Annotated in this window: 13 protein-coding genes; 3 read left to right on the top strand and 10 right to left on the bottom strand. The window is 64.7% G+C overall.

Annotated features, from left to right (window positions below):
• Positions 1-61: 61 nt before the first annotated feature.
• From ABGI63_RS21165 to ABGI63_RS21120, 10 genes are all read right to left on the bottom strand, one after another.
• Positions 62-748, bottom strand: coding sequence for a PepSY-associated TM helix domain-containing protein (locus ABGI63_RS21165; protein ID WP_349744459.1), 687 nt, complete (start codon positions 746-748; stop codon positions 62-64).
• A 5-nt stretch (positions 749-753) separates the two neighbouring features.
• Positions 754-2,958, bottom strand: coding sequence for a TonB-dependent siderophore receptor (locus ABGI63_RS21160; RefSeq protein ID WP_349744458.1), 2,205 nt, complete (start codon positions 2,956-2,958; stop codon positions 754-756).
• A 7-nt stretch (positions 2,959-2,965) separates the two neighbouring features.
• Positions 2,966-4,417, bottom strand: coding sequence for a DUF3526 domain-containing protein (locus tag ABGI63_RS21155; protein ID WP_349744457.1), 1,452 nt, complete (start codon positions 4,415-4,417; stop codon positions 2,966-2,968).
• Entirely contained in the window at positions 4,418-5,842 is a 1,425-nt protein-coding gene (locus ABGI63_RS21150; protein WP_349744456.1) for a DUF3526 domain-containing protein, read from the bottom strand.
• Complete coding sequence (locus ABGI63_RS21145) at positions 5,839-6,546, bottom strand: ABC transporter ATP-binding protein (protein WP_349744455.1); 708 nt, start codon at positions 6,544-6,546, stop codon at positions 5,839-5,841. The genes ABGI63_RS21150 and ABGI63_RS21145 overlap by 4 nt, the downstream gene beginning before the upstream one ends.
• 919 nt (positions 6,547-7,465) lie before the next feature.
• A complete protein-coding gene (locus ABGI63_RS21140) occupies positions 7,466-9,013 on the bottom strand; it encodes a methyl-accepting chemotaxis protein (RefSeq protein WP_349744453.1) in 1,548 nt (515 codons plus the stop codon).
• A 499-nt stretch (positions 9,014-9,512) separates the two neighbouring features.
• On the bottom strand, positions 9,513-9,962 hold the full coding sequence (locus tag ABGI63_RS21135; RefSeq protein ID WP_349744655.1) for a response regulator: 450 nt from the start codon (positions 9,960-9,962) through the stop codon (positions 9,513-9,515).
• A 48-nt stretch (positions 9,963-10,010) separates the two neighbouring features.
• Entirely contained in the window at positions 10,011-10,391 is a 381-nt protein-coding gene (locus tag ABGI63_RS21130; protein ID WP_349744451.1) for a response regulator, read from the bottom strand.
• 171 nt (positions 10,392-10,562) lie between these two features.
• Positions 10,563-11,258, bottom strand: coding sequence for a response regulator (locus ABGI63_RS21125; protein WP_349744449.1), 696 nt, complete (start codon positions 11,256-11,258; stop codon positions 10,563-10,565).
• The gene (locus ABGI63_RS21120) at positions 11,255-11,923 is read right to left on the bottom strand and encodes a response regulator (protein WP_349744448.1); all 669 of its coding nucleotides are present in this window, start codon (positions 11,921-11,923) and stop codon (positions 11,255-11,257) included. The genes ABGI63_RS21125 and ABGI63_RS21120 overlap by 4 nt, the downstream gene beginning before the upstream one ends.
• A gap of 119 nt (positions 11,924-12,042) precedes the next feature.
• On the opposite strand from ABGI63_RS21120, the gene ABGI63_RS21115 reads away from it, so the two are divergent.
• Genes ABGI63_RS21115 through ABGI63_RS21105 form a run of 3 tightly spaced genes read left to right on the top strand, consistent with a single transcriptional unit; the run spans position 12,043 to position 16,046 of the window.
• Positions 12,043-12,768, top strand: a complete 726-nt coding sequence (locus tag ABGI63_RS21115) for an HD-GYP domain-containing protein (protein WP_349744654.1) — start codon at positions 12,043-12,045, stop codon at positions 12,766-12,768.
• Entirely contained in the window at positions 12,765-13,583 is an 819-nt protein-coding gene (locus ABGI63_RS21110; protein ID WP_349744447.1) for an ABC transporter substrate-binding protein, read from the top strand. Before ABGI63_RS21115 ends, ABGI63_RS21110 begins: the two co-directional genes overlap by 4 nt.
• Before the next feature lie 12 nt (positions 13,584-13,595).
• A complete protein-coding gene (locus ABGI63_RS21105) occupies positions 13,596-16,046 on the top strand; it encodes a sensor histidine kinase (RefSeq protein ID WP_349744445.1) in 2,451 nt (816 codons plus the stop codon).
• The last annotated feature ends 12 nt before the right edge of the window (positions 16,047-16,058 follow it).

The raw sequence follows: 16,058 nt of genomic DNA, 5'->3' as shown, positions 1-16,058 counted from the left end.
AGGCAGCGGCGGCAAAACCTCACCCATGCGCCCGGTAGGTGGTTTGCCAGGGCTGCCGCACTCATGCCGCGCTCAACAAGAAGCTGGCGGCGCCCACGAGGCCGGCCAGGCTTGTCGCCACGGCGAGCAGGCGCAGCTTGTGAAGCCGCGACCACAGCAGCAACCCGGTGAGGGACAACACGATCAGGCCGCCGGCGATGGTGTCCGACAACAGCACCCAGAACACGTTCGCTCCCGTCGCCATGTGCAGGCGTGTCAGCGCGCCTATCGGCGTGGCGTCCTGCGTGTCGACCTTGACGAAACGATTGCCGACGAAGTATTCGGCGCTGACGCCTCGATGGGGACTGCTGAGATTGAAGGTCCAGCGCGCCGGCTGCTGGACCTCGCGGTCGGCCCACATCAGTTTGCGCGCCGGCTCCATCTTGCTGCGCACCTGCACGCCCTCGAATTTCAGCTCGGCCTGCAGCCAGGCCCTCATGTCGTCGATGCTCCCGAATCGCTGTTCCGCATCGGCGGGCAGGGTCAACTGGGCGCTGCGCTGAATTGTTTTTTCGATCGGTATCTTGAGCACAGCGCGATGGTTCAGCAGGATGCCTGTGGCGCCGAACAGCAGGCCCAGCGCGGCACCCCACAGCCCCACCCACAGGTGAATCTTGCGCAGCCAGCGCATGAATAGCACGCTGCGGCGGTGCGCCCGCTGTACCGCCGTCGCTGTCATGGACGCAGGCCTGTCGAGAACCGCGCTCATCGGGGTCAGAACTCGTACACGACGTTGAGCCTCACCTGGCGCACTTCGCCCAGGGTCACGACGTCATTGTTGAGAGCGCCGCCGTAGATCGACTTGTCCGCCAGATTGCGCACATTCAGCGCCGCGCGCCAGCCGGTTCCTTGATACTGCAGCGCGGCATCGAAGACCGTGTAGCCGGGGATGGCGAAGTCGTAAGCGTAGCCGGTGCGCTCGCTGACATGCCTCAGCCCGAAGCCGACACCGAATCCGGCCAGCGGACCGGATGACAATCGGTACACGGCCCAGACGTTGGCGCTGTGCCGAGGCACGTTGATGACCGTGGCGCCCTGCTCGTAGCGGGTGGCGCCATTGATGACGCGGCTGGCGTTGCTCTTGGATACCACGGCATCGGTGTAAGCGTATGCCGCGGTCAGGCTCAGGCCGTTGCGCAGCTCGGCTGCGGCCTCGAGCTCCAGGCCCTGGCTGTGATGTTCCCCCTGTTGGACGCTGAAGCCGCTGTTGACGGGGTCATTGGTTGTGACGTTCTGGCGCCTGAGGTCGTAGACGGCGATGCTGGCCACCTGCCGGCCGCCATCGCGCTCGAACTTGATCCCGGCCTCGAGCTGCCGGCCGGTTTCGGGCTTGAAGGCTTTCCCGCCGAAATCCGTGCCGCTGATCGGCACGAAGGAGTTCGCCCAGCTCGCGTACGGTGCGATGCCAGTGGCCACCTCCCAGCTCAGTCCGAGCATGCCGGTGGAGGCGCTGTCCCTGGATTGGCTGCTGACGGCCGACGTGCGGTTGTTGAAGGTGCGCGCCGTCACCCGATCATGGCGCAGGCCGGCGCTCAGGTGCAGGCTTCGGCTCAGGCTGAGCCGGTCGCGTGCATACAGGCCGGCGGATCGGATGTCCTGGGTGCTGTCCGCGAGTGCACCGGTACAACTGATCGATCGGCCATAGACGGGCGCGAACAGATCGATCGTCCCCATATTGGCTGCCGTACAGGCCTGCGACGACAAACGGCCGTGCTTGTCGTTCAGGTCCAGCCCCAAGGTCAGGTCGTGCGTGCCGATGGCTGTTTCGACCTTGCCGTTGACATAGCTGTCCAGCGCCACGGTGCGATAGTCGTCGTCTTGAATGCTGCCGGTGCGCGACTGGGTGCGCTGGTTGGCCGCCAGGGCGCCGAGGAAGGCCGATGCGCGTTGCTTGAGGACGTAGTCGTCCCACCGGAAGTTCTGCTGCAGCGTCCAGCCCTCGCCGAAGCGGTGCTGCAGTTCGTAGCCCACCCGCGTACGGGAGAACTCGTTGTGGCCGAACCCGGGTTCGCCGGCGTAGAAGCTGCGTGACACGGGGCCGTTGATGTTGGGCAGCACCGTGCCCTTGGGTGGGAGCCCCTGCAGGCGCAACCATTCCCGGTCCTGGTGGCTCGTGAGCAGGGTCAGTTCGGTGCGGTCGGTCAACGCGAAGCGGAACGAGGGTGCAACGTAGTTGTTCTTGAAGTAGACATGGTCCACGACGTCGTCGCTGTCGTTGGCGAGGGCCGCTACGCGGAAGGCGGAACGCCCGTCGTCCGACAGGGGGCGGCCGAGGTCTGCCGTGATTTGCTTGAAGCCGTAGCTACCGATCGTGAGCCCGAGCGCGCCGAATGCTTCGCGCCTGGGGCGTTTGCTGACGACATTGACCATGCCGCCAGGGCGCACGTTGCCGTACAGCAGCGATGCCGGGCCCTTGAGTACCTCGACTCGCTCGGCGCCGAAGATCTCCTCGGCCGGCACGTAGCCTTGGCGCATCGTGCTCAGGCCGTCGATGTACTTCTCCTGCCCGAACACCTGGCCGCGGATCCCGATGTCGTCGAAACCCCGGTTGCCGCGTTCGCCGGACACCACGCCGGCCACGCCGGCCACGGCATCGACCAGGGTCTTGTCCTGGCGGGACTCCATCAACTCCCGGGTGACGACGCTGATCGACTGTGGCGTGGTGAGCGCCTGGGCCTCACCCTTGGTCGTCGAGGTGATGGTGCCCGGCGTGACGCCGCGCAGGGCGTTGGCCTTGACGCTGACCCTGGGCAGGCTGGCGGCCTTGTCGTCGCCGCGGTCGGGCTCTCCCGCCACGGCTGCCGGGCTGGCGGCATTCGGGGGCGGCGCGGCCGTCTGCGCCAGGAGGCTGTTGCATGAGAGCGCCAGCGCGGTTGCAAGCAGGGTGGGGCGGAAGGGGTGGTTGGCGATGGGGGACATGTGCAGATCAGATGAGATGGGAGGGTTGTGAATTGATGGCTCGCCTTCGAGCGAGGGCGACCGCTGCGGCGGCGATCAGCAGCCATGCCGCAACGGCCGCCGCGGTTTGCGGCAGGCCGCTGACCGGCATGAGCACCGGCGGCCCGGTGAATTGAAAGCGCGGGATGCCGTCGTAGTCGGTCGCGCGCATATTGCGCATCGACAGCACCAGCGGTCGGAAGTAGTCGCGCCAGCACGCCTGGTAGGCATCTACCTGGGCCATGAAGCGCTGGTGGCGGTGGAGGTCGTTGCCGGCGAGCTGCTCCAGCGCCACTTGCGCGGCCAGGGCCGGCGAAAGCCAGCTCAGCCGTTCGACGCGCTCGTTCTCTTGCGCGACCGCCGCATCCACCTTGGCGACGATCGGGGCTGCCTTCATGTCGAAGGCGAGTTGTGTCGAGAACAGCCGGATGCGGTGATCGCCCTTCTGCGGCATCGACTCGCCTGGCATCGCCTCGGGGTGGCTGGCCCGGTAGCCCTCCTCAAGCGCCTCGCCGTCCACGCGGCTGACAGCGTCCAGTGCCCGCAACTCGACAATGGTGGCGAGCCGCGACGGCAGCGGTCCGGCTCCGGCCGCGATACCCGCCGGAACACCAAAGACCGCCACCAGCCACAGGCCGACCAGGCTCAGCGCCAGTGTCTGCGAACGAGCCGGAGTCAGGTTCAGCAGGCCGGCCAGCACCAGCCATAGCAGCGCGTAGAGCAGCACGATCAGCGCATAGCTGCCCCAGCTCAGCCAGGCGGCGCTGCCAAATCCGGCGAATCCGAACACTGCCAGCGCGCCGCCCAGCAGCGGCGCGAAGCACAGCAGGGCCAGGCGCAGCAGCAAGGCTGCTGCGAACAGGCCGCGCGCGGCGCCCGGCACCGCACTGATCAGCCGCCAGGTGCCGAGTTCGCGGTCATGGGCTTGCAGCCGCCATGCCAGAGCAATCGCCGCCAGCGGCATCAGCACGACGACCACGAAGGCCAGGTCGAAGCTGCCGCTGCTTGCCAGCGCCGGATTCACGATGTTCTGGTTCGCGGCCTGGGTGTGGCGCGTGCGCGTGCTGACCTCGATGGACTGGGGCAGCAGCGCCGCCGTTCCGAGTGCCAGCGCGGCGCCAGCGGCAGGCGGCAACCCAACGCGGAATGTGGCGTCGCCATTGGCCAGCTTGGCCGGGCTGGCGGGGTCGATGCCCTGCGCGATCAAGGGGCGGTCGGGCGCGATGGAGGCGACCTCGTGCTGCATGCGTGCCAGTCGTTCGAGGGCGCTGGCCGTGGCCTGCTGCTGCACTTGGCGGCGCTGTTGTGCACCGTGCCAACCGTTGGCTGTCGCGATCAGGCAAAGCAGGGTGAGGATACCGAGCACCAGCAGATTGGCGCGGTCGCGGCTGAAGCGCAGCCATTCCGCCTTGAAATAGGCGGCCCGGAAGATGCCGTTCATTCAAACCTCCGTGGTGAAGCGGCGGAAGCCGCTGACTGCAAACCAGGCTGCTGCCAGGAGCCACAGCGCAAGCAGTGCCAGTGCGCGCCACTGCTGAGCCAGCCCCCAGGTCCAGGTCGGTGGCCGGTAGGCGAACGGGGCCAGCGATGCCCAGAACTCGTTGTCGGCCGTGGCGGCGTTGCCGGTGCCGGTGTTGCGTTGGGCGATGCGTTCGCTGGTGGCATCGACGAAACCGCGCCGATAGGTCTCTGCGGCGGCGGCGAAGTGCATGTGATGATGAAGGTCGGTGCCCGCCAGCGCCTGCGACAGGGCACGAACCGGCATCAGCGGGGCCAACAGCGCGCCCCAGAGCTGCCACTCGGCCTGCGCGCTGAGCCGGCTTTCCAGATCCCGGAAGTGCTTGTCGTGCACACGGCTCGAATAGGCGTCGTTCTCGATCAGCCGCAGGCCGCGCAGTCCGACCGGTAGTTCCTCGGCGCGGCTGACGCCGTAGCGGGCGAGCGTGGCGGCCAGGAAGCGCTGGTAGCGCGTGCTGGCGTCACCATCCTGGCCCATGCCCCGCTGGATGTCGTGGTGGACGGCGGCGTGGAACTGTTCCGATGTCGGCAGGCCGACGGCGGCGCTTGCCACCGCCGCGCCCAGGCGCGGCGCGACGAAACCGTTGATGCCCCACAGCACGAGCAGCAGCGCCAGGGCTCGCGAAGCCGACGCGCAGCGTGCCGAGACGCCCAGCGCCAGCAGTCCGAAGATGGCCAGGTACAGCGTGTACAGCAGGGTCAGGCCGGCGATGCGGCCGAGCGTATCGGCGCTGCCGGGGCCGCCCAGCCAGGCAACCAACCCCAGTACGACCGAGAAAAAGGCCCAGGTCGGCGCCAGCACCAGCCCAAGCCCGGCCAGCTTGCCGGCCAGCAAGCGGCCGGATGTGACGCCCAGACTCGCCAGCATTCGCCAAGTGCCGGCCTCGCGCTCACCGGCCACGGCACCGAAGCTGAGCAGAACCACGAGGAGCGGCAGTATCCATTGCAGCACCAGGCCCACGCCGCCACGGCTGAGCCGTTCGGCGGCTGACTGGTCTTCCGACGCCTTGAGGCGCGACAGGTTGCGCCGGTGCGGGTCGAGCCAGATGGCACGCCCCGCGTCGGCATTGACCCCTGCATCGATGAATGCGCTTGCGCTGGCGGGCTTGAACACGTACTGGCCGAAGTGCGCGCCGCTGTGCGGATTCTTCTCTCCCTGGGTTTCCCACTGCGTGCGCACCAGGCTCGAGATGGCACTGCGTTCCGACTCGTCCTGTGACAATGCAGTCCAGCCTTGCAGCGCCGCCACCGCCAGTACGCCGACCGCCAGCGCCCATGCCAGCCACAGACGGCCGTCAGCCGTAGCTTCGCGCAGGTCCTTGCCGGCGATCGCCAATGCGCGCCTCATGGAGTACCGCCGATCTGGTCCAGATAGGCCTGTTGCAGCTGCTGGTGGGAGACCTCGTCGGACGCGAACTCGGCCACCAGCCGGCCGGACTTCATGATGCCGATGCGTGTGGCCACGTCCTTCGCGTGAATCAGGTCGTGCGTGGCCATCAGCACGGCAAGGCCCCGCTCACGCAGACCACCGATCAGGCCGGCAAACTCGCGCGAGGCCTGCGGGTCGAGACCCGAGGTGGGCTCGTCGAGCAGCAAGGCCTTGCTGGCGCGCAGCAGCGTCAGTGCGACCGCCACCTTTTGCCGCATGCCCTTCGAGTAGCCGGACACCCGGCGGTCGAACGCGTCACATTGCAGGCCGGCATCGGCCAGGCATTGCTGCAGCATTGGCGTGTCGGTTCGGGCGCCGGATACGCTGGCGAAGAAGCGAAGATTGTCCAAGCCCGACAGGTGCGGATACAGCGCCACCTGCTCGGGCAGGTAGCTCAGGCGCGCACGTGCGCCATCTGGATCGGTGGCCACATCCAGGCCATCCACCCGGGCGTCGCCTTGCGTCGGCTTCAAGAAGCCCAGGAACAGGTTTAGTGTGGTGGTCTTGCCGGCCCCGTTCGGGCCGAGCAGGCAGAACACCTCGCCGGGTGCGATCGACAGTGTCAGCGTATCGAGCGCCTGATGGGCACCGAATCGTTTGCTCAGTTGCGTGGCTTGCAGCATGGATGGACTCGAAGGCAATGGTTCAGAAGCTATGGCGCGCGATGGGCTTGACCGAGTGCGTCCTGCCTCCGGGAGGCCGTTGTCGGCGGCGCACAAGGGCGAACGATCAATGCGCTGGCCGGTGTTTCCGTCCGTGGGCTTTCAACACAGCCATTTCGCGAGAAGGCGTATTCCGGAGAGGACGGCGCTGTTCAGCGGTCCTGGGCTGGCTATGGCTAGCTCTGTGAGTTCCTGCGAGTCTTAGCGATGAGCGTGACATGCAGCTTGAGGCACAAATCGTAACACGAACAATTCGCATTAAGAATTTTTGTGGCGTGAACATCTCAGGCAACTCATTGGGAGATTGACGTTCGGCAGCGATCAGCGCCGCAGGTCATCGCAACGGCAAAGCCTCACACTGCCCGTGCTTCGCAGAGATCGTCCAGTACCCGCTCGGTGTCGGGGAGCAAGTGCGCAACTTGAGCCGTGCAGGCCCAGTCGATTCCTGGCAACGGCCGGCAGCGGCAGTATGTCGGAAACTATCCGATCAACGGGCTCATCGCGGACGATGGTGAGTGCTGCTTCGCCGCCGTCGGCTGTGATAGTCCGCCAGTCATGGAGAGAAAAAAGGCGCAGTGCGCTGATCGTCGATGGCTCGTCATCGACCCGCCGCAGAATGGCTGCCGGCCCGATCCAGTTGCGATCGGTCGCGTTGTGACGGGTTACCGTCGCAGCTCGATGACAAATGCCCTCCGCCTTCCCGCAAATCCGGGCGTTCGTGGCGGGAGGCAGCAAGCTGCGCAGCACTCGCCAGAAAAGTCACGGTGGGCCGATGATGTGACGCAGCGAACTACGCGCAGGGAACTAAACGCTCGCTGGCGAAAAATCCGGGCATAAACTGGCTCGTGGTGCGAGCCAGCCATTGCATCGCTCCGCCGGATCAGCGGCGAAACACGCTCACGGCCTCTACCAGACGCGCCGTCTGCTGTTCCAGGCTTTGCGAGGCTGCCGCCCCCTGCTCGACCAGCGCTGCATTTTGCTGGGTGATCTCGTCAAGGTGGCTAACGGCTTGGCCGACCTGCGAGATGCCTGCCGACTGTTCGGTCGTTGCTTTGCTGATCTCGGCGATGAGATCGGACACGCGTTTGACCTGTTCCACGATGCGCTCCATCGTGACCCCAGCCTCGTCGGCCATTCTTGAGCCGGCGTCGACCTTGTCCGTGCTGGCACCGATCAGCACTTTGATCTCCTTGGCGGCCTGCGTGCATCGCCCGGCGAGGTTCCGCACCTCGCCAGCCACTACCGCGAAGCCGAGCCCTTGTTCTCCGGCGCGGGCCGCTTCGACGGCGGCATTGAGCGCAAGTATGTTCGTTTGAAACGCAACGCCGTCGATGACGCCGATGATGTCGGCAATACGATTGGAAGCTTTGGTGATCTCGTGCATGATGGCTACCACCTCGGACACGACCTGGCCACCTCGTTCGGCCGCGTCGCTGGCCGAACGGGACAGTCGGCTGACCTGTGTTGCCGTTTCAGCATTGTTCGTCACACTGGATGTCATCTGCTCCATTGAGGAGGCCGTCTGCTGCACGCTGGCGGCAGCTTGCTCGGTACGCGAGCCAAGGTCCATATTGCCTCGAGCAATCTCCGAGACCGCGCTTTGCACCGTCAACACCTGTTGGCTCACGTCGTCGGTGAGCCAGCGGAACATGAGGCCGAGTTGGTTGATGGTGCGCATGGTCATGCCGATTTCATCGACCCGATCGAGAGGGGCAACCTCCTGGCTCTCGCCCGTTGCCACACGCAATGCCTGGCGCTGCACGTGTTCCAGCGGGCGTGCGATCTGACACTCCAGCAGCCACGAACCCAGTGACAGCAATGCTGCGCTCAGCGCCGCGAAGCCACCGAGTGATTCGCCAGCCATGCCGACCATGACGGCCGCCCCAACAAGCCCAGGCAACAAGACCATCATGACGCCACGAATCCGCCAGCGGACCGGCATCGTTTTCAGCCATGAGGTCCATGCCCAGACTCCGCCGTGAACGAGTACGCCCTGATGCAGCCCGCGCCCACGACCCCGCCCTTGGCGAAGATCCGCATACAGCGCTTGCGCGCTATTGACCTCGTCCCGCGAAGGCTTGGTTCGCACCGATATGTAGCCGACGGTGCGACCGCCTCGAACCACCGGGGCAGCATTGGCCCTGACCCAGTAGTGGTCGCCACACTTGCGACGGTTCTTCACCAATCCCGTCCAAGGCAGGCCTGCCTTGAGCGTGCGCCACATGTCGGCGAACGCTTCTATTGGCATGTCGGGGTGGCGGACCAAGTTGTGCGGCTGCCCCCGCAGCTCTTCGCTGGTGAAGCCACTCACCGCAGCGAATGCTGCGTTGGCGTAGGTGATTTGGCTCTGAGGGTCGGTGGTCGACATCAGTGTTGCATCGGCGGGGAACTCAAATTCTCGCTGTGTGACAGGTTCATTGATTCGCATGATGATTGCCCGGTATGCAACGCGCCATTGACGCGTCTGAGAAGAGGATGGAGAAGTTGAGACACTGGCGATTGCCTGACGGCCGCATCCAACCCAAGCGACGGTGCTCGCACCGCCGCGAAGATTGCTTGATGTACGTCAAAGAAATGGTCCACCGCCAGGTACTTCGCCGCTTCAATTTAGGGGCCCGACAGGCGGCAAGCAGTGGATGTCCGGCACCACGGGATGTTGCGAGTTCGCAAGCACGACCATGCGTGCCGGCAGCCCAGCGTAAAGCTGGACGCTGGACCATGCTTGTTTGAGGGTGAGACTCGGTAAGTTGGCCGTGCTCTTTAGGGCTGCAGTCGTTTCGCGGTAGCGCGGAGCCTTCTCACGATATGCGGGTGCTCTGCACCCATGAAGTTCAGTACGAGGGCGGCCGCTTCGTTTCCTTGCGGTTTGTCCGTTGCCGATACCGCCCCAGCAACTCACTTGCATCGGAGACGCTGCTTCTTATGCATCATGCCGCAGCAGGCACCGGGGCGTCAGCCGCAGCGGCGGCGCGTTTGCGCAGCACAAGTTCCACTTTGTCTCCGAGCACGGCGGAGGTAAAGGGCTTCACGATGTAGCCATCCGCACCACCTCGGGCGGCCTGAACGATGTTCTCGCGCGAGCCCTCGGCGCTCACCATCAGAAAGGGGAGTGTGCCCAGTCTGGCATGGGTGCGGATGCTGGTGAGCAGTTCAATCCCCGTCATCCGGGGCATGCTCCAGTCACTGACAATCAGGTGCACCGTCTGGTTTTCGAGGACGCGCAACGCTTCGATGCCGTCCTCGGCCTCAATGACTCTCTCACACCCAAGGTCCTTGAGCAGGGCCGAAATGATGCGGCGCATCGTGGAGAAATCGTCAACCACGAGGGCAACGATGCCGGCCAGGCGCGCTGCGCTCGCACCCCGGTGGCCTTGCATGCAGGAATGCCCGGTCGGCTCAAGCAGATCGTTGTTGTTCATGCTGTGTCACCCGACAGTCGCCGCAAGCGACGTCTCAAGGCGTTCGATCAGCTCGAGTGGGCTGAACGGTTTGACGAGGTAGGCGTCGGCGCCTGCCTTGGCTCCGGCATCGATGTCGGTTTGATGTCCGCGCGCGCTCAGCATGATGACGACTGCTTGACCGAGTTCGGGATCGCGCTTCATACGTTCGCATACCTGCAGACCGTTCACCGTGCCGGGCATCATCACGTCGAGCAGTACGGCATCTGGCTTGATCTGGGCCGCCATGATCAGGGCGGTGTCCCCATCGGGCGCCTCATACACCTCATAATCGCCCAGTTCGAGCGACATCTGGATGAGCTTGCGGATGCCCGGCTGGTCTTCGACGACGAGGATGCGGTGTTTCATAATCGGAGACCTCGGCTGTTTGTCACTTCCCACATGAATGGGTCTTCACCGCAGGTCCTCTTGAACGAAAACCGTGCCGCGGTGCATGGGATTGATTTGATATCAAATTGATCGAAATGACAATATCGCGGACTCATGTGTCTGTGATGTTCCGCACGCACCGCATCGATCTCAGTCGTTCGATCCGGGGCGGCCCGCACATTCGCGCAATTCCAGCAGGGACGAGCGCAAGGCAAGCCATGCGGCGTCAACTGCACTTGAGTCTTCCTGGGCCGCTCGCTCCAGCGTTTCAGCCTCCGCAGCCACGTTGTGCCATTGGAGCGTTGCCAGTACCGTCTTGAGGTTGTGGCCGAGTCGGCGCAGCGCCGCAGCATCGCCGCTCTGCCGCGCCTGGTCGCCGGCCGCAATGTCAGCATCGAACTGGGCCAGGCATTCGGTTCTGAAGGCCTCAAGCAATCCGTCGTCGGGCCTGAGTTCGCTTGCGGTGGGCGCTACTTCTACTGCATCAATCACGCAAGCCCGGAGTTCGGCCAGCGGCACCGGCTTGGCGAGCATCCGAAACAGGCCGATGCCTTCCAGCTCGCCGCGCGTTGCGCTGTTCAGGCCGGCGCTGAGAACCACCAGTTCTGCGCCACGGCGCAGGTTCGGCGAGCGAGCGAGCTGCCGCAGCAACTCAAGGCCGCTTCCGTCGGCAAGCATCAGATCGCAGAGCACGAGCGAAAACGGTTCCGCGCTGCCTTGCAGCTCGTGCATCGCGCTCGTGAGGCCATCGGCGCAAACGAGCTCGATTGGAAGGTCATCCAGCGCGATGCCAACGAAGCGCCGGATAGAGGGTTCGTCTTCGATCAGCAGTACCCGAGCCCTCATCGACCGACCTGTGAGCCAGGCGTTCGGCCTGCCGGTACCGGAAGGAGTTGAGTGAGCAGCGTCGGCAGTTCATCGATCACCCGCGACTTGTGCACAACCGGCACGTTCTGCAGTGCATAGGCAAAGGGGGCGCGGTCGGCCTCTCCGAGAGATGTCACCACGATTGGTTTGATTGCGGCGAATTGAGGGTGCGCCCGCAGGTTGGCCAGCAGCATGGCACCATCAATGCCGGGCAACAGCAGGTCCACCAGCAGCAAGTCGGGCATCAATCGGCCGACCATGGCCAAGCCCACCACGCCGTCATCCGCGACATGCAGTTCCACCTCGGGAAAGCTGCGCCGCATGAGCATGGAGATGAGGCTCTGAAAGTGCTTCGAATCCTCGATTAGCAGCACCCTCCCGCAGGGTGCTGGTGCGTTGCCGGCCAACCGTTCGACCAGAGCGTTCTCTGGCGGGGTTGGCGTGCGACTCGATATCCAGCGCTCGACCGACGTGCGGGAAATCCGGCGATGCCCGCCCGGTGTCTTCCATGCCTGCAACTCGCCTCGATCGACCATGAGCTGCACGGAGCGCACGGCCAAGCTCAGCATGCGTGCGGCTTCGAGCGTGCTGCACTCATCGTCATTCGGTGAAACTGCCATGTGTGCGATTGTGCCGTGTTGCATGTGAATCAGTTTGCCAGATTAATTTGACATAGATGATACTTGCAGTCATGACGATACGTTCAGCAAACGATACCGATGTTGCCGCAGATGAGGCTTTCGGCACGGCTCAGCAGGCCCAGATGGAGCGCATCGTGGCCGATCTGGGGCGCATGTTCAGAGAGCGCAATGCCGCGTTGCAGGAGGTCGCTCGTGCCCATCATGAGGCGCTGCTGAGGCTGTCCCTGGCCGCTGAGCTTCGTGACGACGACACAGGCATACACATCGTCCGTATGGGGTTCCTGGCTGAAGAGCTGGCATTGCTGCTGGGCGAGGGCGCAGCGTTTGCATCCCGGTTGCGCCGGGCCGCACCCATGCATGATGTGGGCAAAATCGGCATTCCTGACGGCGTGCTCAAGAAGCCCGGAGGCTTCACTGCCGATGAACGATTGGTGATGAATCAGCACCCCGAACTCGGCGCCCGCATTCTTGGCCGATCGCGCATCCCCTTGTTTCAGCTGGCAGCCGAAGTGGCCCTCACGCACCACGAGCGCTGGGACGGCCGAGGTTATCCCGTCGGTACGGCGGGGGAGGAGATTCCGCTGTCTGGAAGGATTGTGTCCGTCGTGGACTTCTTCGATGCCTTGACGATGGACCGTGTGTACCGGCCCGCCTTCAGCGACGCCAAGGCCCTGGAGATGCTCATGGCCGAGCGCGGCCGTGCCTTCGATCCCCGCGTCGTGGACTGTTTCATGGCCAACGCCGACCGGCTGTGCAGCCTGCGGGAACGCATCAATGCCAATCCGCCGACGTGCGAACAACTGGTGGAGGGCGGAACTCTTGAACTGCCGGAGGCATCGACATCATGATGGCTGCAGCCCTTCGCCTAGTGGTGCCTACGCTGGCAAAGGCTGTGGCCTGCTTGGCCGTTGTGCTGCTCTTGCCCACATCGGCCACGGCCAACTCGACTCTCCTGCGCGTCAAGGAGGCGGGAAAGGTGCGTGTGTGCATCTGGCCTGGTTACTACGGCATCAGCTATCGCCATCCGGCCAGCGGGCAGTTGCAGGGCATCGATATCGACCTCTCGGCCGCTTTTGCCCATGATCTTGGTGTGTCGATTGCATATGTGGATTCCTCGTTCGCCACACTGATCCCCGACGTCGAGCAGGGGCGTTGCGACGTGGCGATGTTTGCCGTCGGCATCCTGCCCCAGCGTATGGAGCGACTGCGCTTCACGAGGCCATATCTGAGCAGTGACATCTATGCGGTGACCACGCGAAGCCATCGCAGTGTGCGTACCTGGGGTGACATCGATCAGCCCGGCGTTGCTGTGGGTGTGGCCGCAGGCACCTTCATGGAGCCGGTGATGGCCAAGGCGCTCAGGCATGCCACCCTGGTCAGCGTGCGTGCACCCGCCACGCGCGAGGAAGAGCTCGAAGCGGGGCGCATCGATGTCTTCATGACCGATTTTCCTTACAGCCGCCGACTGCTCGATCAGGCGGCCTGGGCCAAGCGTCTCGCGCCACCGTCGCCATTCCACCGCCTGCCCTATGGCTATGCCGTCAAGCCAGGTGATGATGAATGGTGGCGCGCCGTGGATGCCTTCGTTGGGCGCATCAAGGCCGATGGCCGGCTGGCCGCAGCCGCTGAACGGCACGGACTGACCGCCATCGTTGAACCCTGACGGGCGAGGTCGATGCAGTCCATATCGAAGCCGCTGCGCCGAGCTCTGCTGGGCGGCTTGGCCCTGGCGACAGTCTGCGCGGCATTGGTCGCGGTCTGGATCGGGGCAGAGCGCAATGAACTCAAGAGCGTTGCGCTTGAAAGAGGCCGGCTGATGGCTCGCATGTTGGTCAACGATGCTGAGCGCAGCATCGATTCGGCTACCACCACACTGGCCACCGTGGCTTCCGCCGTCGCGGAGCGCGGTCCGGCCGCTGTTCCGCTGTCGGCCGGGCCCGCACTGCGCGAACTGGCTGTGCTGGACTCGAGTGGCCGCGTGCTCGCCTCTTCTCTTCCGGCTGACGTGGGCCATCTGGTGGATCTTGCCCGTTTGGGTGGAGTTCCTTCAGAGCTGGGGCGTTCCGTCTTAGGCCCCTACACGCCCGCCCGTTCACTGCAGGACTTGACGCTCAAAGCACCAGTCAGGGCCGTCAGCGGTTTCGTACCAGTGCTCAGAACGACGCAGGCGCATGACGGCCGTCGGCTGATTCTCGTGGCCTTGGTGAATGCTGATGCCGTGGCCAGCCAGCAGGTTCAGGCGATCGGCGACAGTGGCCAGGCGATGCTCGTCCGGCACGATGGCATGGTGCTCGCGGCTACGCCTCTTGCGGGATTGGCCCCCGGCGATCGCATGGACTCTCGGGCCACGCCACTCTCCGCCCTGACGCAGGGTCGGGATCATGGCACGGGACTGGAACCCGACGCGACCGGTGCGAATCGTGTGCTTGCCTGGAGTGCGTCCCGGTCTCGGCTGTTCATGGTGGTCGTCGAACAGGCGCCGGCAGCGCTCGAACTCGCCGCAGCAACGCGGTTGCGATTGACTGGGGTGATGGCTGTTGCCGCCGTCCTCGTCATCGGGCTTTCCGCACTTGCGTGGCGCATTTTGCGCTCCCGCGAGTTGGCGCTGGCCTCTGCCGACGAAGCGACGCGGCAACTCGAGGAGCGAGAAAGAGAGCTTGCCGGCCTCGTGCGCAGCGTGCCGGCAGCCGTCTTTCGCACCGACGAGTATGGCGTGCTGACCTTTGTCAATGACCACTGGCGGGCGCTGACCGGTTGCGCCAAGGAGCAAGCGCTCGGACGAGCATTGGTTGAGTTCGTACCCGACGCTGAACGTGGAAGCTTGCGCACGCTGTTCTCGCCGCGCTCCGCGGACCTGCGTACGGCCACGGCCACCTTTCTCAGCCGAGGCCAAGCGAGGAGGGCGGACATCCTCGTCGTCCCGATGCTCAAGGCCGGTGAAGTGATTGGATTCGCCGGGGGCGCGAATGACATTACCGATCGCTGGCAGGCCCAGCAGCATCTGGAGCAGCAGCTGGAGCTGAACAAGCTGCTGGTCGAAAGCAGTCCCTATCCGGTGTCGATGTTTGAGTTGCAGGGCCGCTATCTGTCAGTGAACGCCGCCTGGGAACAGTTCATGGGCATTTCCAGGAACCAGGTGCTGGGGCAGCGCGTGGGTTTCCATATGTCGTCGAACGAGGCGCGCCAGCACGAAGGGCATGACGCCTGTCTGACCGCCGCGGGCGGTCGTGCAAGCTATGAGGCCCGTGTGCTGCGGCACGATGGCGCTTGGCGCGACGTCATCGTGACCAAGCAACTGCTGCCGGCGCGCAAGGACGAGCGCCGAGCTGTGGTGGCGACCTTTGTTGACGTGACCGACTTCCGCTCAGCCGAGCGGCTGACCCGCGAAGCGCGCGATGCTGCCGAGGAGACCTCGCGCGCCAAGTCCGAGTTCGTCGCAAACATCAGCCATGAGCTGCGTACGCCGCTGCAATCGATCCTCGGTTTTGCTGAACTCGGATCGGTGCGAGGCGCCAGTTCGGCCCCCAAGCTGGCTGCCATGTTTACCGACATCCACGAAGCAGGCCGGCATATGCTCGCCCTCGTCAACGACCTGCTCGACGTCTCGAAGATCGACAGCCCTGTGGGCACCTTCCATCTTGAGCGCACCGATCTGCGACCTCTGGTGCGTGCGGTCGTGAAGGAGCTGCAGCCGCAGCTTGATCGAGGGCGCCTGCGCATCGACTTGCAACTGTCCGAGGCGCCCTTGGTTGCCAAGGTCGATCCCAAGCGTTTCCAGCAGGTCGTGCGCAACGTGCTGGCCAATGCGATCCGGTTCTCGCCGCAGGGCACGGCCATTGAACTTGATGGCGACGTTACCGGAGACGGCGAGATCACCTTCAGCGTGCGGGACCAGGGGCCGGGCATCCCGCCCGCCGAGTTGGAGCGCATCTTCGAGGCCTTCATTCAGGCGAGCAATACCAAATCGAGCGCCGGTGGCACGGGGCTTGGACTGACCATCTGCCGCAAGCTGATCGAACTGATGGGGGGGCGCATTGAAGCAGGCAATGGCCTTGGCGGCGGGGCGGTGTTCCACATTCATCTGCCGGTCCGCGGATTCCAAGACACCCAATCGATGCCGCCCTGACGGGCTTGACCC

Origin of the sequence: Roseateles cavernae (genome assembly GCF_040187885.1) — a bacterium.
In the GTDB taxonomy this organism is placed as follows: domain Bacteria; phylum Pseudomonadota; class Gammaproteobacteria; order Burkholderiales; family Burkholderiaceae_C; genus Roseateles_E; species Roseateles_E cavernae.
The sequence above is the reverse complement of the archived record's forward strand: the minus strand, read 5'-3'. Positions and strand labels throughout refer to the sequence as shown.